Here is a 20,382-nt window from a genome sequence, read left to right on the forward strand (position 1 = left end):
ATTAATAGTTATTAATTAGCGAGCTGTGACTTATTTTGCAAGTGGCGATCGCTGGCGCTTGGGCTATAATCCCTCGGCGCAGGTTTTCTGTGGCCTGGTGGGGGGCGATGGCTGGGCGATCGAGTTAACCAGGGCAGAGATCGCAGATTTTCTGAGGCTCAGCTTACAACTTGCCGCCACCATGATCGACATGGCAGCCGAGTTGGCCGATCAAGAAAAAATTACCTGCACCCTCGAATCGGAGCTAATCCTAGTAGAAACTAGTGGCTATGCCGATCGCTATGGTTTATATTTCCAACTGCAAACCGGACGCAAGGCCGAAGGTTCCTGGTCAGCAGTAGATGTACCAGAGTTGTTAGGGGCGATCGCTGACTTGAATCAGGCCATGCAATCCCCCCAGGAAAAAGCCTAGTTTACTTCAACCTCAGTCAAAATCCGCTTAATAATGCCCGTGGTCGATCGCCGCCCCGTCGGGATAATCCGATGCCCCAACACATAGGGAGCTAGATCCTTCACATCATCGGGAACCACATAATCAGCGGTGCGATTTCCGTCTACCATACTACGCAAAAAGGCCAAACTTTGGGCTGCCTTTTGCAGAGCCACCGTGCCCCGTGGACTGGCTCCCAGGGTGATTTCACTATCATCACGGGTAGCCCGCACCAGATTCACAATATATTGATTGATCGCATCACTAACCTTCATTTCGCCGCAGCGTTTGCGCAGTTCTAGCACCTCTTCCGGCGTGATACATGGCTCTAGGCGGTCAGAACCAATTTCACCGGATTGCGATCGCTGCAACATTTGGATCTCTTCGGCCTCGCCGGGATAACCCAAGCTAAATGAGAGCGTGAAGCGATCGAGCTGGGCTTCTGGCAATGGGAAGGTGCCCTGATATTCGATCGGATTCTGGGTGGCGATCGCAAAAAATGGCATTTCTACGGGGCGTGAAACCCCATCGATCGTGACCTGGGTTTCTTCCATTACCTCCAGCAACGCCGACTGGGTGCGAGGAGTAGCGCGATTGATTTCATCGGCCAGCAGAATGTTTGTAAAAACTGGCCCCGGCAGAAAACTAAACTCACCCGAACTAGGGTTCCAGATGTTAGTGCCTGTAATGTCAGTGGGCAAAAGGTCAGGTGTGCATTGGATGCGTTGAAATTTTCCGGCGATCGATGCAGCCAAAGACTTAGCCAGCAAAGTTTTCCCCACCCCTGGTACATCTTCAAGTAAGGCATGTCCCCCTGATAACAATGCCACCAACACCAATTCGATCGCTTCCTCTTTCCCCACGATCGCCTGCCTGAGGTTATCAACTAACTGCTTGACCTTCTTTTGCTTATCCATTACTTATCCATAAATGTATTTGCGCTCTGGTTTAAGACTAGCCGCTAACCATACTTAAATAATTGCAGTCATTAAGATAATTCTCAGCTTCGATATTTTGCAAAATTTGGCGTGCTGCCTCACAATCCGCCGCAATTTGCGCCTTAAGTTCATCTAAAGATGGGAATTTCTGTTCTGGCCGCAGGAAATCAATCAAATTTACCTGCAATTGCTGGCCGTAAATATCACCACTCCAGTCTAATATGTGTACTTCCACTTTGCGCTGCATTTGTGCTGATTGGGAGTACGTGCGATCGCTGGGATCAGATTCCCCCTGCGGTTCAGGCTCAATATTTTGGTTACTAGTATTTTGGTCATCAGGGGCAGCGGCGTTAACCGGAGCTGTTTTATGCACCGTTGGCCGTACGCCAATATTCATCACTGCATCGTAGATTTGAGCAGGATTAGTTGGCTTTCGCTCTAAGATCGTTACAGTTACGGCATAGACCCCATTTCTGGGCAAAAGCTTACGGGCTGGTAAATTTAGATTAGCGGTAGGAAAACCGATTTTGCGCCCCAATTGTGCCCCAGTTTCTACAGCACCGATCAAGGCATAGGGGCGACCCAGCAGATGATTAGCGAGCTTAATTTCGCCTTTATCTAGCGCTGCACGGATCACAGAACTGCTGATCCGAGTAGTTGGACTTACCGCTTCTGGTGGGTGATTGAGATTGCTCAATTGGTCTACTTTTTGCCCCGATCCAGAGCCGTTAGCAAAATCTGGAGGCAACTCAAATTGCAAATCTGGTACGACACAAACACGATCGCCCCAAATTTTTTGGAGATCAACGACAGTGCCCTGCCGCTTGTGGCCAAAGCCAAAATCATGACCAACACTAATTTTTTGCACCCCCAACTGCTCAATCAAAATCTTCTGGATAAAATCAGCGGCACTGAGTTGGGCTAGCTCCTCGTCAAAGGGTAATAGCACTAATTGCGCGATCCCCATTTGCTCCAGGATCGCAATCTTTTCGGGCAGGGGGGTTAGTAGCGATCGCTGAGTTCCACTAAAAAATTCGCGCGGATGAGGAGCAAAGGTAACCACCGTAGGAATTAGATCCGGTTTGTCATGATTACCATTGCTTTTACCATTGCTGGCATTAGACTCAACCGTAAGCTTGAGTGGGGTAGCGATCGCAACTGGGCTAGTTGGCGCTAAGCGATCTAAATCATCTAAATGGCCAACCTTACCGGAAAGACTGTGGCATGATGCTGGCAGAATTTGCGCGATCACTTGCTGATGCCCACGATGCAGGCCATCGAAATTACCCAGGGCGATCGCAGTGTGTTTGTGAGCTTGTGCTGGATTAGAAGTTACTAACAACCTTTAGATTCTGAAACGCTGGTCAACTCAAATATTACCAATTATTACAAGAATTGCTACCAGTTTAGCTAATTTAATCGCAAACATTAATCGCAAACCGAAAAGTTAGATCATAAATTCTGGGCAATGGGAACCCAACCGGGATTTTTGGCATCTATGCTTTGGATTATCTCTGGAACAATCTGGATCAATCTCGATCGCACTACTGTATATGTATATTCCTGCCTACCCATTGCAGTTGCATTTGCAGTTGAATTTATCGATCATCTATTGCTCATCTGGCTCCATGAGCCGATCGCCGATCTTAGTTAATCACAATTAATCACAAACTTGCCTAATTAAGCCAATGCCAATTAACATAATCAGGATTTATCTAGATTGGTGATCGAGAATTCCTGAGGATTGGGCAAGTTAAACAGGAGCAAATGATGATGAGATATTGACAATGCGATCGCTCCCAGACTGGCAATAGTAATATCAATTAGAATCAATCAAAACAAAGTGATGGTGGATCGGCATTCCGAAGCACTAGTGACTAGTAAAAGGATTAGCAAGTTGACTAGCAATAGGGCCAATCACCTTACCAAAGCCATCCTGCATCACCGGCAAGCGCCTGAACGGCAAAATAATAGTTTAGGCAAATGAACACGCACTCTACCTTAGGCATGAGAATTTACTTGTGCTGCTGGGCTTAAAGAAAGTATGACAGACGAATTAACCAATCCAAGCAGTTCTGATCAGCCACGTCAGCCAAGCGATCGCCCGCAAAAATCTGATCCCAATCTTCTCAATCCTCCTAATCTTCCTAATCAACCTGAGGCGGAATTAGCGACACCGCGATCGGCATCATTAGAATCAGCCCAGCAACCAAATCCATTAAATCCATTAGAGGAGTCTGATTCAGACCTTCAGCCTGAGGCAGATCAAGCGCAACAATCACCAGACCAGTTAACGGCGGCAGAGACTCAATCCCCAAGTCGCAAACGGGGTGGAGTAGAGTTCTTGGGGTTTCGGCTGATTGGCTATGGCATCTTAGCGCTAGCGGTATTAGACATTGGTCATGCTGCCTTCCCGCTCCGGTTTATGAATCCAGCCTGGGAGCTAGAAGTAATCGAAGCACTGGCCGCACGAGTACCCATGTTTTTTGTGGGGCTGATTATGGTGCTCTATCAAAAGCGATCGCCCGGTCGCAGGTTATTACAGCGTCTCCTATCCAAAGCCCTGGGTTGGGGCATAATTGGCTTAGCTTGTTTGTATCTATTAACTATTCCTTTATCAATCTCTAATTCCCTGCGCCAGGATAATGCCTATTACAACCTGATTAAGTCTCAGCTATTGCAAATTAACACCAGAACCCAGCAATTGCAGGAGGATCTTGAGCAGGCCAGCGATCGAGACATTAATAATTTGCTCAACCAGGTAGAAGACCCAGAGCTACTTGGTGGTGCTAATACGCCTGATTTATTTAGATCCCAAGCATCTGAACAATTGCAACAGTTCGATCAAGAGGTAGAAGAACAGGCGCTTAGTTCAATTCGCCAGCAAAGGATTGATAATATCAAAAATAGCCTCAGGCTAGTCTTTGGTGGTCTAGTTGCTGGAGTTGTGCTCTTGAGAATTAGATTGAGCGCAATTCCCAAAGTTAGCGGGAAGGGGCAAACCGAAAAAGATATCCGATCGCTGAATTTGGTTAGGCTACCGGGCTATAGCTTACTACTCCTAGGTTTTGTCAACTATTTCATTACCTTGATGCCCCCACAAATAACCAATCCCAGTTGGGGCATCTTTTCAAGCAGTTATGTGGCTGAGCTAGCCCCAATTCCGATCATTGGTTTGGCTTTGGTTTTTTATCGCAGTACCCAAGGTCGAAGGCAGACCGAGCGAACCGTCCTGAAAATTCTTTCCTGGGCTAGCCTGGTTACGGCGATTCTATTTATTCTCCTGGTGCCATTGGTGGTTGTTTATTCGGTGCAACAGCGATCTCAAACTAATACTCAACTGGAAACCCAGGTTGAACAATTAACCGTCCAAAATCGGCAACTGCGCAATCGAATTGAAAATTCTACCACCCAGGAGATCGCCCTTCTAATTGAGCGGCAGACCCTCAGAGGAGCACCACCAGCCAGCCAAGATCCCGAAAAGCTCAGAATTCTTGCCCTTAGCGATCTAGATCAGCGAGAACAAAACATTCAACTGGAAATGACATCAATAAAAAAGCAGCAAAGCCAATTCTTGCTGGGAAATTTCGTTAAGCGCCTAAGTGAAGCGATCGTAATGAGTTGTTTGTTCATATATATCTGGAATGCCACAGCCTGGGCCAGGGCGGCCAAATATGGTGTGATCGCCCGCCGTCGTCGCCGTCCTAAAGGGGGGAAAAGCGGCAAGGGCAGAACCAGACGCAGAAAATAATCCCCCAATGGACTCGATTGGTGAGTAGCGAAGCTAACTAACTAACTTAACTACTCAGCAGGAGTGGCCGCCGCCGTTGGTGTCCGGCCAGCACGCACATTAACCGCTAAGGGAGCTGTGTCCGTAATCATAACCTGACCATCTTCAAGGGGAATATCGCCAACCCGAATACCTTTACCAACATCCAGATGACTAATATGGATGTCGATCTTTTCTGGCACATTATTAGGTGGGCATGAGACCTTGACTTCTTTGATCAAAATATCCAAAACGCCACCAACCTTAATCCCCTTTGGTGTACCAATAAAGTTAAGGGGCACATCCAGGTCTACTGCTTTCTGGGATTCGATCGCAAAAAAGCTGAGATGAAATACCTGACGACGGAAAGGATGGGTTTGCACTTCTCTGAGCACCGTAACGCCATCAAATTCACTATCGGCAATATTTAACTTGATTAAAGTGTTGTTCACTTTGGCATGACGCATCAAGTAATCAACATCTTTCTTGGCGACCACGATCGAGGTGGACTGATTACCCAGATGGCCATAAACCGTGCCAGGTATTTGCCCATCACGGCGCAGGGCACGGGTTTTACTATTCTCAGGACGAATTGTGCAATCTAAGTTCATTTTCATGGCTTGTTTCCGCTCGCTTTATTTTACTAAGTAATACTAACTAGGTTTAACTGAAAAACTTTTGGCCAGTGGGTGAGTAAGTTAAGTGGTGGTAGCTGATCTACCCTATTCGGCGCATCCTGGCGATCGCCTCAATCACAAACTAGCAACTTTAGATTAACTAGATAGGGCAATTGACCGATTAGCTTTTAGTGCTGTTGAGCCCTTTGATTGCAATTTTGATCAATCAAGGTTGCAACTGCCTGCTAAGCAAGACGTATTTAACCCAGGCTGGATTTAAATGATTTAAATGATCCATAGCCGCTCATATCCTTGGTCTGTTTTGCAACCAGGTCTTAGATTCTATACCCAACTACTGACAGATCGCTCAGATCGCTAGAATATTTAACTCTAAAGCAGCTCAAGGCTGAAGTTAATTATTGTCTTCATCAAGCTAAGCATTAAGCACTGAGCAACCCCCGCTTCGGACCATGAATGGGATCCTCTACGATTATAGTTTGGCCACGCTGAGCCCCGATTGAAATAATCGCAATTGGGGTTTCGAGCAAATCCGCAATAAATTGCAAATAAGCCCTAGCTGCCTTGGGCAAATCGGCAAATTGCTTACATTCCTTGGTGGAAGTACGCCAACCGGGCAAGGTTTCATAGATTGGTTTGGCACGGCCGAAGCTGCGTGAATCGCAAGGGAAATCTTGGATTACCTCGCCGTCTAGCTCGTAGGCAATACAAACCTTGATCTCACTGAGTTCATCTAAAACATCCAGCTTGGTGATCGCCAGACAATCGAGACCATTGATCCGCACCGCATAGCGACCAATTACACCATCAAACCAACCGCAACGCCGTTTGCGACCCGTAGTAGTACCAAATTCTGCACCCCGATCGCCCAAATGGTTACCGGCATCATCCAACAACTCGGTGGGAAATGGCCCCTCACCGACTCGCGTGGTATAGGCCTTGGCCACACCAATAATGCGATCGATTTGGGTTGGCCCCACCCCCGCACCAATACAAGCACCACCAGCAACGGGATTAGAGGAGGTAACATAGGGATAGGTGCCATGATCGAGATCTAGCAATGTCCCCTGCGCACCCTCGAATAGGATATTCCGCCTTTTCTTGATTGCTTCATCAATTTTCAGCGAAGCATCCACCACGTAGGGGCGTAACTGCTCAGCGTAGTCGATATACTGCTTAATTACAGTATCAGCGTTGAGGGGTTCTTTTTCATACAATCGCTCCAGGACAAAGTTTTTATATTCGATCGCCCATTGCAATCGCTTTACCCGCGTCTCTTTGTCCATCAAATCGACAATCCGAATCCCAACCCGCTCGGATTTGTCACAGTAAGTAGGGCCAATCCCCTTGCCAGTAGTACCAATTTTATGCTCGGCGCGACGGTCTTCCGCAGCCCGATCGATCAACTGGTGGTAAGGCATGGTGACATGGGCAGTCTCGGCAATGAACAGATTCTGAGTCTTTACCCCAATCTGCTTAAGTTGCTCAATCTCCGCCAACAGGGTCTGCGGTTCGATTACCGTGCCGCTGCCAATAATGCAGTCAGTTTCTGGGTACAAAATCCCCGATGGAATCAAATGCAGCTTAAAGGTGTCATCACCCACGACAACGGTGTGCCCAGCATTGACCCCGCCTTGATAGCGCACCACAACATCGGCAGAACGACTAAGCAAATCAGTGATTTTACCCTTACCCTCGTCGCCCCACTGGGTGCCAATAACAATTACGTTAGCCAAGAGCCTATCTAATTAATAACAATAACTCACGAACGTATAATGTTAGCAAATCGGGGTGCGCTTGTCACCATAACTCAGCAATTTGTATATGATTGAATATTTTGAGTTAAATCAAGAGCTAATAGAAATCATGGGGGCGGCGAGGCGATCGCCTGGGATTCGATTTATTATTCCGGGTTGAACGGCGGCGGGGTGCCCCATAATCTGCCTGGTCGCTCTGGCTATAGCGATTTTGATTGCCTCTAGGATCGCGGCGATCGCCCTGGTCATAAGGATCATACTGGCTAGATCGATCGTCATAGTCTGGATTCTCAGCATCAGGCTGGTCATCGTATGGATCGTTGTATGGATCATTGTATGGATCTGGATTACGGGCATCGTAGCGCTCATCATAGTCCCAATCCCCCCAGTCATTTTGGCGCTCACTGCGATCACTAGAATCGCGGCGGCGACTAGAATCTGGTCTAGGGCGACTTGATCGTTGGGGATTTTGGTCACCATAGCGATCGGCACGCGGATCACCATAATTACGGTCTAAATCATCTATTCCTTGAGACTGGCTATAGTCATCGTAATCACCCCAGGGCTCTGGATCACCATAGCCATCATCAGCATAGTCACCATAGCGATCCACTGGCTCGGTTGGCTCCCGATAGGCCTGGCCATAGGACTCTGGGGCATTATAGCTAGCTCTAGTAGCCCTAGTCCGGCGGCGATTGGCATAGGGATCACCATAACGCTGGCGTCCTCTAGCATAGGGATCAGCATAAGCATCTTGATAACCAGCATAGCCCTGGCGATCGTCATCAGCTCCATAGCGATCCTGAAGCGTGCGCTGACTGGTCTTGACAAACTTATTGGCCTGCCCAAAGAACCCCAATAATTTGCGCTCTAGCTCAAACCCCTTGCGGGAATTAATCACGATCGTGCCACCAATCCGGTCATGGAGTGCCTGGCGGCGATCGATGTCTACAAAGGCAGGTGCAATATCAACCACCACTGGCACCAGGGCTAAAATCACCGCGCCAGTAAGTGAATCAAGGGAGGCAATCCAGATCAGCATCGCAATTAAGATCGTGGCCTCACGGCGAGCCAGGGCAATCACATTGGCAGTTTTGCCAAATTCCACATCCACCACCCGCAGGTTCATCGCCCAGCGACCAATACTTTGGCCTTGCGTTCTGGTCGGCACCAAAACGCGACCGAATAGCCAGACAAAGCAAAAGATCAGCTCCCCACCGCTAGAAACCACATCAATCCCCACCAGAGCTTCTAGCAGCGAGCTAAGCATCAGGCAAACCACAATATCTATGCCACTGGCCGCAGTCCTTTGCCCCATTTGCGCCAGGGAAAACCGATTATAGGCAGGTTCAAAATCCATTGCTAAAATTCAAGTCCCTCTATTGTGCTGGCGATCGCTACTATGTCACCCTTCCCCATTGTATTACCACCCCCTTGCCAACTGGTTAAGTAGTGGGATTATTTATCACCAGCATTTAATCAATAAATAATCTTGGCCGCGATCGATTCAGGTAGCATATTAACTTAGAGCGGTTATAGCCCCTTAAACCAAGCATACTTGAGCATATACCTAAGCATATATAAGCAGAGCAACCATGAAAAAAATTACCCGCCGCAACTTTATGATCGCCAGTGGTCTAACTGCCGGATTTGCCCTGGCCGCGCAGCCAATTTCGGCTCAGGCGATCGCCACCGACACAACTGATTTAACGGTCGGGGTGGTGAATATTCCGGTGGTCGATGGTGAGATTCCGGCCTATCGTGCCATGCCTGCTGCTGCTGAGAATAGTGCTATGCAGTTACCGACAATTCTGGTGGTGCAGGAAATTTTCGGTGTTCACGCCTATATTCAAGATGTCTGTCGGCGCTTTGCGAAGTTGGGCTACTTGGCGATCGCTCCAGATATGTATGCTCGGTATGGCGATCCCACCCAGCTCAGCAGCATTGATGAAATACGCCAAATTGTGCGGCAAGTTCCCGATGCAGAAGTGATGGCGGATCTGGATGCTACTGTGGCCTGGGCGATCGAGTCTAGCAATGGTGATCCCGATCAGCTTGGTATCACTGGATTTTGCTGGGGTGGTCGAGTGGTTTGGCTCTATGCCGCCCATAATCCCAATTTAAAGGCAGGAGTGGCCTGGTATGGTCGGCTGGTGGGTGAGTCCAGTCCCAGAACGCCCACCCACCCCCTAGAAGTAGTCACCGAACTAAATGCGCCAATATTAGGTTTATATGGCGAAAACGATCGCCTGATCCCACTTGAAACTGTGGCCAAAATGCGGGAAGCGATCGCTGAGTCGGCTGAACCTGCCTCACAATGCCAGATCATTGTCTATCCTGATGCACCCCACGGATTCCATGCTGACTATCGGGATTCCTATCAACCTGTGGCGGCGAGAGATGGTTGGCAGCGGGCACAGGACTGGTTCAAGCAAAATGGGGTGGGTTAATGATTAATAGTTCTCAGACTTTTAGACTGGCTGATGCTAGTAGTCGATTATGCAAACTTGGCTTGGCTGGTTTGGTCATGGCGATCGCTGCTGCTTGTGGTTCTGGCAGTAATCCTGCGCCCACTGCAACTTCACCTACTAGCCTAGAATCTGAGCCCTCTTCAAATTTAAAACTCAATGGTGCAGGTGCAACCTTTCCCCGTCCGCTCTATGCCCGCTATTTCAATGCATATGCCAAACAGACCGGAATCGAAATTAACTATAGTGCCACGGGCAGCGGTAGCGGGATCAAGCAGTTCAGCGATGGGATCGTTGATTTTGCCGGTAGTGATATCCCCCTCGGTGAGCAGGAGCGCAGTAATCTCGATCGTGGTTTGATTCTGGTGCCAACGGCGGGTGGTGCGGTGGCCATCATTTATAATCTGCCAGGGGTTGAAAAATTAAATCTATCGCGGGAATTGCTGCCAGCGATCTTCATGGGGGAAATTAAGACCTGGAATGATCCCTTAATTGCCGCAGTTAATCCAGATGTGAGCCTGCCCAATTTACCGATTACAGTAGTGGTAAGGGCTGATGCCAGTGGTACTACGTTTATTTTTACCAGCCATTTGGCGGCGATCAGTGCAGGGTTTGCCGATCTGATCGGAATTAATCAGGCTCCCAATTGGCCAACGAATTTCTATCGCGCTCCCAAGAGTGATGGGGTAGCGGCGATCGTGCAACAAACCAGGGGCACAATCAGCTATGTGCAATCCAGTTATGCGACCCAGGGTGAGCTAAACACGGCGGCGATCGAAAACAAGGCCGGGAAGTTTGTGTTGCCTACGTTGGCAGAAGCAAACCGAGCATTTGAGACGATTGCATTCAATTCTGACTTTACGACCGCTAATTCCGAAGACCCCGATACGGGCTATCCGATCGTGGGCGCGACCTGGTTATTGCTCTATAAAAAATATGATCACCCACAGAAGGCAACCGCAGTTAAGGAAGCTGTAACCTGGATTCTGACGGAAGGACAAGAAATGAATGGTGAGCTGGAATATACCCGCATTCCTACGCAGGTAGCACAGCAGATCATTGAGGCGATCGCGGTGATCAATTAGAATTCAGGATTTACCAGCACCATCTACAGAATTAAGCCTTTGGGAGCAATGCTTTAATAAATGCCTTATAAATAAGCGAGCCAACAATAAACGCGGCGATAAATAAAACTGGATTGCTACTACCGCTAACCAGAAAGGTAACAGCCGGCCCTGGACAATATCCAGCAATGCCCCAACCGATGCCAAAGATAATTGCACCAGAAACCAAAGGGAGATCGATTGATTTTTTGGTTGGCAGTTTAAAATCCTTAGCCCAAATTGGATGAGGGAGTTTCAACACAAATCGAAAAGTAATGATTGTGGTCGCTACTGCCCCACATAGCACAAATAGGAGGGTGGGGTCCCAGTTCCCGAAAAGATCTAAAAACCCCAGCACCCGTTGCCGATCGATCATTTGGGAAAGACTTAGCCCCAGTCCGAAGATCAAACCAGAACTAAAAGCGATCAAATATTGCTTGTTCTGAAGCTGTTGCTGGTTATTAATGTTTTGTTCAAGCATGGCTTTCCCTGTGCATGTTTTTGATTGAGCTGGATTCAAGTTGGCCAAGATAGAATTCAGGTTGGCCAAGATAATAAATGGCGGGTAACAAACACAGTTACGATCGCTGCGCCCATGAAGCTGAGCACCGCCACTAGCGATCGGATTGATAATCGCCCCAAACCACATACGCCATGCCCACTGGTACAGCCATTACCCATCCTTGTACCAACTCCCACCAGGAATCCACCTACGATCATCTGCCAGGGGGCAAATTCGGATATAGGTGTAACTTGAGGTGCGATCGCATAAATATAGATGCCACCGCCAGCCAACATGCCAAGCATGAAGAGCCACCGCCATAGTTCAGGCTTGGTGAATTCCATGCAGCCATTGATAATGCCACTGATTCCAGCGATGCGTCCATTGAAAGCCAGCAACATGGTGGCACTGATGCCAATTAGAACCCCACCTGCCAGCGCTGCCGCCCAAATAGTCGTAAACATAATAATCCTGCCAGATTGATTCCTTTATTCTGGTTGTTGATTAGCGAGAGAGCATTAGCGATCGTTTCGCCTAAATATGCCCATATATTTCAATGCTAGCAATTGCCATAAGGCTAAGCTTAATTTGCTTAGGAATATTTACTAATGCGACTGTTGGTTTTACTATCCAGGCTATCCAGGCAGATCAATTGACAGAATTTTAGGCAAGCTCAGTCCCTGTATTTCTTTGGGCACAGAAACAGACAAGTTAGTGGGATGAGACAGATTTAAATGAGTCACGATCGCTACCACCCCTTCCTTGCCCGATCGTTGCAGTGTTCTTAGTAATTCAGCGCTGCGATCGACAATGGTTTCCACATCAATTCCCCTATGGGTTGGTTCATATTGCTGTAAGCGCCTGATCCCTTCTCCCAGCAAAATCAGAGAGCCGCGCCAGTTTTGATTGCTCAAATGGTAGATGCCCACCGCAATTTGCAATAGACCTTGATAAAAATTCCGCTCTGGCTCAGGGGCTTCGATCCAGATTGCTTCTAATGTATCGTGGCAGGCATAGTAATCACCCTGATTAAATTGGGCGATCGCTGACCTGAATTCAGCGGTTTGATCGGCAAATTGATTAAATTCTTCTAACCCATGCTGATTTGAAATCTCTGCCATTTTTCCTTATCCGGCGTTTGCCACCAACTATCGATCAAGCTCTTTTCATTGATAAACAGCCAAATCGGTTTGATTTCTGTTTGGCAGTTTTATTAGTTAAACAAAAATTACTATCTATAAATTTTTGTATCAATACAGTGCGCTCTCATGAGCTAAATAGCACTTCAAGCTATAGGCTATGTTTTGAGCGATCGCAATTAAAGATTTAGAAATCCTATCCCATCAATATATTGCTCAACCTATAAAAACCAGTTCTATTGATAGTTTTTAGTAAACGCTGGTAGAGGTGTAGATATATTTAAACCTGCTTAAATTACATACCCAAACGCCTTTGCTATGCCTATTTGCTATATCTAATTAGTTTAATCTATCCAATTTACGAATAAGTTAATGAAAGAAACCGTTATCCTCGTCGATCGCCAGGATCAACCAATTGGCACTGCCGAAAAAATGGCCGCCCATCGCCAGGGTTCATTACATCGGGCTTTTTCGATCTTTGTGCTCAATGCCCAGGATCAACTACTTTTGCAAAGGAGAGCTGCCCATAAATATCATTCTGGGGGGTTGTGGACTAATACCTGTTGTAGTCATCCGCGCCCCGGCGAAACCACTCCAGCCGCAGCCCAGCGGCGATTGCAAGAGGAAATGGGATTCAGTTGCGATCTGCGCGAGATTTTTAGTTTTGTTTATCAAGCTCAGCTCGATCGCGGCTTAATTGAATACGAGTTTGATCATGTGTTCCTAGGGCGGTTTGATGGTGTGCCCCAGCTAAATCCAGAAGAAGCAGATGCCTATGAATGGATTGAGGTAGCAGAATTACAGGCGGAAATTCGCAAGCACCCCGATCGCTACACCTATTGGCTCAAGGATTGCATCGATCGATTTGCGGACTATTTGACTGGACTACGAGTTCAAGTTTAGGGAATCAAAATCATTACCAGTGATATTTCAATAGAGATATTAAAAAAGATATTAAACAAGGATCAGCACAACTGATCTTATCTACCAGATCCTTTCGCACAGGGAGTTTCTTGAATTTGCACTAATGAGCTAGGTACTAATGAGCTAAGTGATGAATCAATAAATTAGCAGATCCATAAGATTGAATTAAGTGTAATCGGTTGTATAACCTTTGACATGAGTTTTAGCAATGGAGGTGGCGATGGATTGCGATTATGTGGCGATGTTAGAACAGCAGCGCCAATTTTTTCAGACGGGAACAACCAGGAATGTTGCCGATCGAATCGAGCAGCTTAGATTACTTCGGCGTGTAATTGAAGAGAACCAAACTGCGATCGCGGCAGCGCTTAAGGCCGATCTGCATAAGCCAGAGCCAGAGGCATATTTGGGGGAGATCCTATCTACACTAAAGGAGATCAAATATGCACTTAAACATATTCGTACCTGGGTAACACCCCATCGAGTAGCTGTTTCACCGTTACTATTCCCATCACGGGGTTTTGTGCAAGCGGAACCAGTGGGAGTGGTGTTAATTATTGCACCCTGGAACTATCCATTTAGTTTGGTGCTGTCGCCTTTGGTGGGGGCGATCGCTGCTGGCAATTGCGCCATCCTCAAACCTTCGGAATATGCACCGCATACTTCTAAGCTGGTCGCCGAGCTAATTAATAAGAACTTCGAGCCTGGTTTAGTAAGGGCGATCGAAGGCGGGAAAGAGACTTCGCAAGCATTATTGCAGCAAAAATTTGATCACATCTTCTTCACGGGCAGTACCAGGGTGGGGAAGATCGTAATGGCAGCAGCAGCCAAGCATCTCACCCCCGTTACGCTGGAGCTTGGTGGCAAGAGTCCCACGATTGTGGAAGCAGATTGCGATCTGCCAGTAACAGCCAAACGCATTGCCAGTGGCAAGTTTTTTAATGCTGGTCAAACCTGTATTGCCCCTGATTATGTGTTGGTCAATCAAAAAATTAAAGATCGCTTAATTCAGGAGCTAACGCAGGTGGTCAAAGAATTTTATCCAGCCACTCCCCAGGAAAGTAAAGACTATGCCCGCATTGTCAGTAATGACCATTGTCAACACTTACATGGTTTGCTCGAGCATACGCGTGCAAATTCCAAGGCTCAGATTGTGACTGGTGGCGAAGTGGATATCCAGCAGCGGTTTGTAGCACCTACGATCGTGGATGGTGGCAGTCTCTCGGCAAGGACAACTATGGGCGGAGAAAGCGATCGCAACAGTCCAGCTTCTTCTTTTGATCTGGCACTGATGCAAGCAGAGATTTTCGGGCCAATCCTACCCATATTTAGCTATGAAGATCTGGATCAGGCGATCGACCTGATTAATTCCTTACACAAGCCCCTGGCTCTTTATTTCTTTTCCAGCGATCGGCAGAAGCAAAAGCGCATCCTGCAAGAGACTTCCAGCGGTGCAGTATGCCTGAATGATACCGTTTCCCATTATCTTGCCCCACAACTTCCCTTTGGCGGGGTGGGTAATAGCGGCCTGGGTAAATCCCACGGTAAATATAGCTTTGATGCCTTCTCGCACCATAAGGCAATATTAGCTAAGCCAACCTGGTTTGATGCGTTTATCCGTTACCCTCCCTACAAGCAATGGAGCATTAATGTTTTTAAATGGTTCCTTTAGCTTGAGGTTTTAGCCAGCAAGTAATGAATAAGTAGCAGAGAGCATGAGTTGAGGCGTAATTGAAGCGATCGCCCACTCAATCTAGAACCTTACAAAAGTAAGATATGCTGAACTCTTCGCCTGGAGCCTGGATCTCGCCAAAAATCTCGTAGCCCATTTTGCGATAGAACTCTGGAGCCTGAAAGCTAGCGGTATCCAGATAGGCTAATGTACATCCCCTGGCGATCGCTTCTTGCTCTGCCATGTGCATCAACTTACTGCCATACCCCTGATGGCGAATTGTTTGATCCAACCAGAGCATATCGACATATAAGCGCTTGCCGGAAGTAATACCAAACAAACCACCCCAGATCTTATCGGCTGAGTCTCGGATCAACAAACTCAAATCCTGCGGCTGAGATAAATTACTCTTACTCCGGTTATAGCGAGTTAAGCCAGCTTCGATCTGATCGATGTCCTCTTTAGTGGAAAGCTCTTCAAGTGCGATCGTATAGTTATTAGCCATAATTCTTCAAGGTCTGAATTGGTGAAGAAGATAGATACAGCGTATTTCAACTAAACTACTTCTTTATCACCCGATCGGCCATAAATAACGGGGTTTACCAATCACAATTAATAGCCTTGACAATTAGATTATCTTTAGCTATTTCAATCTTCCTTTGCTTTATCACCGTTTTCTTGTTGTCGCGGATCTGGTCGCTCTGATATATGTTTTTCATCGTTAGTAGCGGAATCCTGGCCAGGAGCGATCGCCTTTGCTTCTGCTTCCTCTGCGATTAACAATTGGCTATCTTGGTCTGGCTGACGCAACAGGTCAACCGTACTTTTGATAATACTAGCCACCGGCACCGCCAATAAAATGCCCAGAAAGCCGCCTACCTTAGCGCCAATAATCACCGAAATCAATAACCAGGCAGGGTTGAGGCCAATGATGTCACCCATCACCCGTGGGGTCAGAATATTATCAACAAACTGGCCGATCGGTATGGCGATCGCAAATACTTTCAGCCCCATCCAGGGATTTTGCACCGCCAAGAAAGCACTAACCGCAGTTTGGCTGATCGCACCACAGAAGGGCAAAAAGCTCGGCATCCCAATCAAAAACCCAAACAGGAGCGGTAAGGGAACTTGAAAGATTGCCAGGGTAATTGAAAGCATCACACTGAGAATGAATGCCAGTAGCAGTTGGCCACCAATAAAGGAACGTAATTTTTTGGGCACTGCAACCTGTAAATGCGCCGCCAGCTTTGGTTCAACCCAACTGAGCATCCCCCGCCACATTTTGCTCCCAGAAAAGAGGAAAAAGACCGCCAGCACGATCGCCAGAAAAGTATTGAGCAGGCCGCTAAAGGTGCCTCGCACTACACTAAGTAATTGCGAACTAAATGATCTAATTTGGCCTGATGCTTCCGTACCAAGGCTATCGAGCAAACTATCCCAATCGATCTCCAGTTGCCGAGAGACAGCCCAGGAGTCGATTACCCGCAGTTGTTTTTCCAGGGCATCAGCCCACCTGGGTAGATCATTAGCCAGTTCGTTGGCCTGTTGCACGAGGGGAGTAACCAACGTAACGATCGCCACGATCACCACCAAGATACTTAGCAAAAGTACAAACAGAACCGCCAAGATGCGCCGAATATTTGGTTTTTCTAGAAATTGCAAATATGGCGGCAATGAGTCTGGCCGGGGCGCATGCTTTTCAATGAATTGGAGCGGGATATCCAGCAAAAATGCCAGCAAGGCCGCCGAAATGACTATATTTACCAGTGGTTGCAAGTAGTCGATTAAAATAACCAACAACCAGCCATTCAAGAATAAGGCTGGAAAAACTAAAGAGCGTTGAATTTGACGATATAGTCGTTTGGTTTCAGGGCGCATTTAGAAATTGATGGATTCTGGCGATCGCGGTTATTAATCCAATCTAAATTTTGGCATGAGTAGTAGCAAATCTTGGCAGGAAAGTGAAAATAGTTTCGAGGCATTAAAATTAAGGCGCGATCGTTTAACCACTCATCTCCAGCAAATTGTGCGCCAACGCGATCCCTATCTTGGTTCCGGTGGGCATTTATATGTGCGGCAATATATCCATACCCAGTTAGCACAATGGGGCGAAGTGCAAATTCATTCCTTTATGGTGCGGGGGCAAACATACCAGAATTTGAGTTTAGATCTATTGCCGATCGCTCCTAATCACCGTAGTAAGCCACCGATCCTGGTGGGGGCCCATTATGATGCTGTCCCTGGTAGTCCTGGTGCGGATGACAATGCTACTGGTGTGGCTGTGTTGTTGGAGTTGGCGCGATCGCTGAACTTCAATCCTGCCCACCGCCCAGTGCGGCTAGTGGCGTTTGATATGGAGGAATATGCTTTAGCTGGCAGTCGAGCTTATGCGGCGGAACTCGCTCAACAGGGTCAAAAATTGCGATTGATGATTTCATTGGAAATGCTGGGTTATACCGATCGCAATCCAGGTTCACAGCATTATCCCACTGGCTTGAAATATTTTTATCCCGATCGGGGCGATTTCATTGCGCTGATTGGCAACCTGTTCACGATCGCGGAAATGATTGGCCTTCAACGCAACATCAAAAAAAGTGGCACACCCTGCGAATGGTTGGCGGCAGGCCTACAAGGAAAGATTGTGCCAGACACTCGCCGCAGCGATCATGCCCCATTTTGGGATCTAGGCTATCGGGCGATCATGGTCACGGATACGGCCAACCTGCGCAACCCACACTATCACCAACCTGGCGATCGATTGGAAACGCTAGATCTAGATTTTCTCACTGGGGTTTGTTCAGGTTTGACACAAGGGATCAGAAACCTGCATTAGCGCTAGATTATTTGTAGCTTTTAGGGTTATATCAAATCCGGTTAAGTAGCCTTAGTAAAAACGGCTGGGATAACTATCCGTAAGCATCATAACTATGGGTAATCAAAAGGATCTGATATTAGTAGATCAGTAAAACAATTAGGTAATCATTACCCTACCCAGATCAAGGCACAGAGCAAAAAATCAAAGCGATGGACAATTGCTTAATCAACTCAGACAAGAGTTAAGGGGCAAAATATCCACCGCTAGTTTTTGATAATATTTTTGACAATCTTAGCTCAGCTAAACAAACTTAAACGCTAGTAAGGTCAAAGAATCAGTAACGATCGCAAACGGGCTAAACATTAGCTTGCATTACTTAACAATAAATAAGAAACAATAAGAACGCATAACTGATTAAACTCGCTAATGAATTTGCTTCTGATTCAAAGCAGCTCAATTACCAATTGATTAATTGATTGCTAATTAACTACCTACAAGACTAGGGCAAGCTGATTGAGCCTTCTCCTAGAATTGGTTAACTGACCTAACCGAACGTTAATAAGTTAAGAATCCACAATAGCTAGCTAGACATCAGCAATACCTTCATCGCTCATACTCATGCCAGAAGAAGGCATACCAATATCAATGGCTTCTTTGGGGAATCCACTGTATGCTTCCATACCGTGTTCGCCAATATCCAGGCCACCAATTTCCTCTTCTGCAGATACGCGGATGCTACCACCAAGAACTGCTGCGATCGCATACCAAGCAATGAAGCTAAATACAACCGTAAACAGACCGACTGTAGCGATCCCAATAATCTGAGGAATCACGGCAGTGAGTCCACCACCAAAGAGGAGGCCAAGCGCCGGACCAGCACCTTCATCATAGAGAATGAAACCATTACCAAGGTCAGCACCAGGGCCAACTGCAAACAGGCCAACCGCCAGAGTGCCCCAAATCCCACAAACAAGGTGAACTGAAGTCGCACCAACCGGGTCATCAATTTTGAGGCTGTCAAAGACACCAACCGAGAAGACAATGATTACACCGGCAATAGCACCAATCACAACGGCGCTACCAAGGTTGACAAAGGCACAAGGAGCAGTAATACCGACCAGGCCAGCCAGAATCCCGTTGATGATCATCGACAGATCCGGCTTGCCTAAATAGATCCAGGCTACGATCGTCGCTGCCACACCACCAGACGCTGCGGCCAGGTTAGTAGTTAGGGCAATATGAGAGACCAACTGACCAGCACCAGCAATACCCATAGTGGAACCAGGGTTGAAGCCAAACCAGCCCAACCACAGCACCAAACAACCCAGGGTAGAAAGAGCCATCGAGTGACCAGGGATCGCCTTAACGCTACCATCTTCGCCATAGCGGCCGAGACGACCACCAAGGACACCAGCACCAACCAGAGCCGCCCAGCCGCCGACCGAGTGAACCACCGTGGAACCAGCAAAATCCCAGAAACCTGCCTCAGTTACACTGGCTAACCAGCCACCGCCCCAGATCCAATGTCCGGTAATCGGATAGCTAATTGCCACCAGCAGGAAGCTGAAAATCATGAAGGCACCAATTTTGATTCGCTCAGCTACAGCACCAGATACGATCGTGGCGGCAGTAGCTGCAAACACTAGTTGGAAGAAGAATTTAACTTCCAAAGGTGTACCGGACCAGCTAATAGCATCGAAAACGCCCTCATAGCCATCAGTCATAGGGCTATTATCAGCACCCTGGAGCAAGAAACCAGCAGTACCAATGAAAGGATTACCATCGCCGAACATAAAGCCAAAACCAACGATGTAAAAGGCCAGCGTGGCGATCGCAAATACAATCAGGTTCTTAGCCCAAATGTTCACGGTATTCTTGCGGCGGCAGAAGCCAGACTCCACCAGACCGAAACCAGCGTTCATAAAGAACACCAAAAAGCCAGCTATCAATACCCACAGAGTATCGAGATCCGTGGCCGGGGCAGCATCTTGAGCAAATGCTGAGCCAGCCCAAAATAGAAACATCAAAGAAGCAATGGGCAAGCAGATTTTCCAATCGATCGCTCGCCTTCTTCTCCTTCTGATACTTGGATTAGAAGCAACTAACACTTTATTATCTTCCTCACTGGACAACACACATCTAGGTAATAACACAATGATTTAAATCACACCAGACCTGAGCATAATACTTTGTATCACATGCTACGTTTTGCGTCGTAATCAATAATTTGCCT

The 20,382-nt window shown here is 47.3% G+C and carries 19 protein-coding genes; 8 read left to right on the forward strand and 11 right to left on the reverse strand.

Annotation, left to right across the window (positions count from 1 at the left end; all coding sequences use genetic code 11):
• Positions 1-25 precede the first annotated feature (25 nt).
• Positions 26-412 carry a DUF1818 family protein gene (locus tag PSE7367_RS11300; RefSeq protein WP_015165477.1) on the forward strand — a complete coding sequence of 129 codons (387 nt, stop codon included), beginning with the start codon at positions 26-28 and terminating at the stop codon, positions 410-412.
• Here the strand turns inward: PSE7367_RS11300 and PSE7367_RS11305 are convergent.
• Together PSE7367_RS11305 and ribF are read right to left on the reverse strand one after the other, a co-directional pair.
• Complete coding sequence (locus PSE7367_RS11305) at positions 409-1,347, reverse strand: AAA family ATPase (RefSeq protein ID WP_015165478.1); 939 nt, start codon at positions 1,345-1,347, stop codon at positions 409-411. The two genes, PSE7367_RS11300 and PSE7367_RS11305, sit on opposite strands and share 4 nt — an antisense overlap.
• A gap of 37 nt (positions 1,348-1,384) precedes the next feature.
• The gene (gene ribF, locus PSE7367_RS11310; RefSeq protein WP_015165479.1) at positions 1,385-2,710 is read right to left on the reverse strand and encodes a bifunctional riboflavin kinase/FMN adenylyltransferase; all 1,326 of its coding nucleotides are present in this window, start codon (positions 2,708-2,710) and stop codon (positions 1,385-1,387) included.
• A 126-nt stretch (positions 2,711-2,836) separates the two neighbouring features.
• Here ribF and PSE7367_RS11315 point away from each other — a divergent pair, with 126 nt between their 5' ends.
• Together PSE7367_RS11315 and hpsJ-A are read left to right on the forward strand one after the other, a co-directional pair.
• Positions 2,837-3,022, forward strand: a complete 186-nt coding sequence (locus PSE7367_RS11315; RefSeq protein WP_041698436.1) for a hypothetical protein — start codon at positions 2,837-2,839, stop codon at positions 3,020-3,022.
• Between the two features lie 390 nt (positions 3,023-3,412).
• Positions 3,413-5,119 carry an HpsJ-like protein, cyanoexosortase A-associated gene (gene hpsJ-A / locus PSE7367_RS11320; RefSeq protein ID WP_015165480.1) on the forward strand — a complete coding sequence of 569 codons (1,707 nt, stop codon included), beginning with the start codon at positions 3,413-3,415 and terminating at the stop codon, positions 5,117-5,119.
• A 50-nt stretch (positions 5,120-5,169) separates the two neighbouring features.
• Here hpsJ-A and PSE7367_RS11325 read toward each other — a convergent pair whose 3' ends face one another.
• The 3 genes from PSE7367_RS11325 to PSE7367_RS20465 form a co-directional block, all read right to left on the reverse strand.
• Positions 5,170-5,754 carry a 50S ribosomal protein L25 gene (locus PSE7367_RS11325; RefSeq protein ID WP_015165481.1) on the reverse strand — a complete coding sequence of 195 codons (585 nt, stop codon included), beginning with the start codon at positions 5,752-5,754 and terminating at the stop codon, positions 5,170-5,172.
• A gap of 440 nt (positions 5,755-6,194) precedes the next feature.
• Entirely contained in the window at positions 6,195-7,508 is a 1,314-nt protein-coding gene (locus tag PSE7367_RS11330) for an adenylosuccinate synthase (protein ID WP_015165482.1), read from the reverse strand.
• 118 nt (positions 7,509-7,626) lie between these two features.
• Complete coding sequence (locus tag PSE7367_RS20465; protein ID WP_015165483.1) at positions 7,627-8,889, reverse strand: RDD family protein; 1,263 nt, start codon at positions 8,887-8,889, stop codon at positions 7,627-7,629.
• 235 nt (positions 8,890-9,124) lie between these two features.
• Between PSE7367_RS20465 and PSE7367_RS11340 the strand changes: the two genes are divergently transcribed.
• Positions 9,125-9,979, forward strand: a complete 855-nt coding sequence (locus PSE7367_RS11340; protein ID WP_015165484.1) for a dienelactone hydrolase family protein — start codon at positions 9,125-9,127, stop codon at positions 9,977-9,979.
• Positions 9,979-11,082, forward strand: a complete 1,104-nt coding sequence (gene pstS, locus PSE7367_RS11345) for a phosphate ABC transporter substrate-binding protein PstS (RefSeq protein WP_015165485.1) — start codon at positions 9,979-9,981, stop codon at positions 11,080-11,082. The genes PSE7367_RS11340 and pstS overlap by 1 nt, the downstream gene beginning before the upstream one ends.
• A gap of 31 nt (positions 11,083-11,113) precedes the next feature.
• Here the strand turns inward: pstS and PSE7367_RS11350 are convergent, their stop codons facing one another.
• The 3 genes from PSE7367_RS11350 to PSE7367_RS11360 form a co-directional block, all read right to left on the reverse strand.
• On the reverse strand, positions 11,114-11,581 hold the full coding sequence (locus PSE7367_RS11350) for a DUF6691 family protein (protein WP_015165486.1): 468 nt from the start codon (positions 11,579-11,581) through the stop codon (positions 11,114-11,116).
• Positions 11,582-11,637: 56 nt separating this feature from the next.
• Complete coding sequence (locus tag PSE7367_RS11355) at positions 11,638-12,066, reverse strand: YeeE/YedE family protein (RefSeq protein WP_015165487.1); 429 nt, start codon at positions 12,064-12,066, stop codon at positions 11,638-11,640.
• Between the two features lie 171 nt (positions 12,067-12,237).
• Entirely contained in the window at positions 12,238-12,723 is a 486-nt protein-coding gene (locus tag PSE7367_RS11360) for a DUF309 domain-containing protein (RefSeq protein ID WP_015165488.1), read from the reverse strand.
• A 390-nt stretch (positions 12,724-13,113) separates the two neighbouring features.
• Between PSE7367_RS11360 and idi the strand changes: the two genes are divergently transcribed.
• Both idi and PSE7367_RS11370 read left to right on the forward strand, forming a co-directional pair.
• Positions 13,114-13,644 (forward strand): isopentenyl-diphosphate Delta-isomerase, encoded by a 531-nt coding sequence (gene idi, locus PSE7367_RS11365; RefSeq protein WP_015165489.1) that lies wholly within the window; start codon positions 13,114-13,116, stop codon positions 13,642-13,644.
• Between the two features lie 229 nt (positions 13,645-13,873).
• Positions 13,874-15,334, forward strand: coding sequence for an aldehyde dehydrogenase (locus tag PSE7367_RS11370; RefSeq protein WP_225882653.1), 1,461 nt, complete (start codon positions 13,874-13,876; stop codon positions 15,332-15,334).
• A 76-nt stretch (positions 15,335-15,410) separates the two neighbouring features.
• Here the strand turns inward: PSE7367_RS11370 and PSE7367_RS11375 are convergent, their stop codons facing one another.
• Positions 15,411-15,839, reverse strand: a complete 429-nt coding sequence (locus tag PSE7367_RS11375) for a GNAT family N-acetyltransferase (protein ID WP_015165491.1) — start codon at positions 15,837-15,839, stop codon at positions 15,411-15,413.
• Positions 15,840-15,982: 143 nt separating this feature from the next.
• Complete coding sequence (locus PSE7367_RS11380) at positions 15,983-17,212, reverse strand: AI-2E family transporter (RefSeq protein WP_015165492.1); 1,230 nt, start codon at positions 17,210-17,212, stop codon at positions 15,983-15,985.
• A 55-nt stretch (positions 17,213-17,267) separates the two neighbouring features.
• Here PSE7367_RS11380 and PSE7367_RS11385 point away from each other — a divergent pair, with 55 nt between their 5' ends.
• Complete coding sequence (locus PSE7367_RS11385; protein ID WP_015165493.1) at positions 17,268-18,167, forward strand: M20/M25/M40 family metallo-hydrolase; 900 nt, start codon at positions 17,268-17,270, stop codon at positions 18,165-18,167.
• Between the two features lie 566 nt (positions 18,168-18,733).
• Here the strand turns inward: PSE7367_RS11385 and PSE7367_RS11390 are convergent.
• The gene (locus PSE7367_RS11390; protein WP_015165494.1) at positions 18,734-20,257 is read right to left on the reverse strand and encodes an ammonium transporter; all 1,524 of its coding nucleotides are present in this window, start codon (positions 20,255-20,257) and stop codon (positions 18,734-18,736) included.
• Between the last annotated feature and the right edge of the window lie 125 nt (positions 20,258-20,382).

This window comes from Pseudanabaena sp. PCC 7367, from assembly GCF_000317065.1.
GTDB lineage: Bacteria > Cyanobacteriota > Cyanobacteriia > Pseudanabaenales > Pseudanabaenaceae > Thalassoporum > Thalassoporum mexicanum.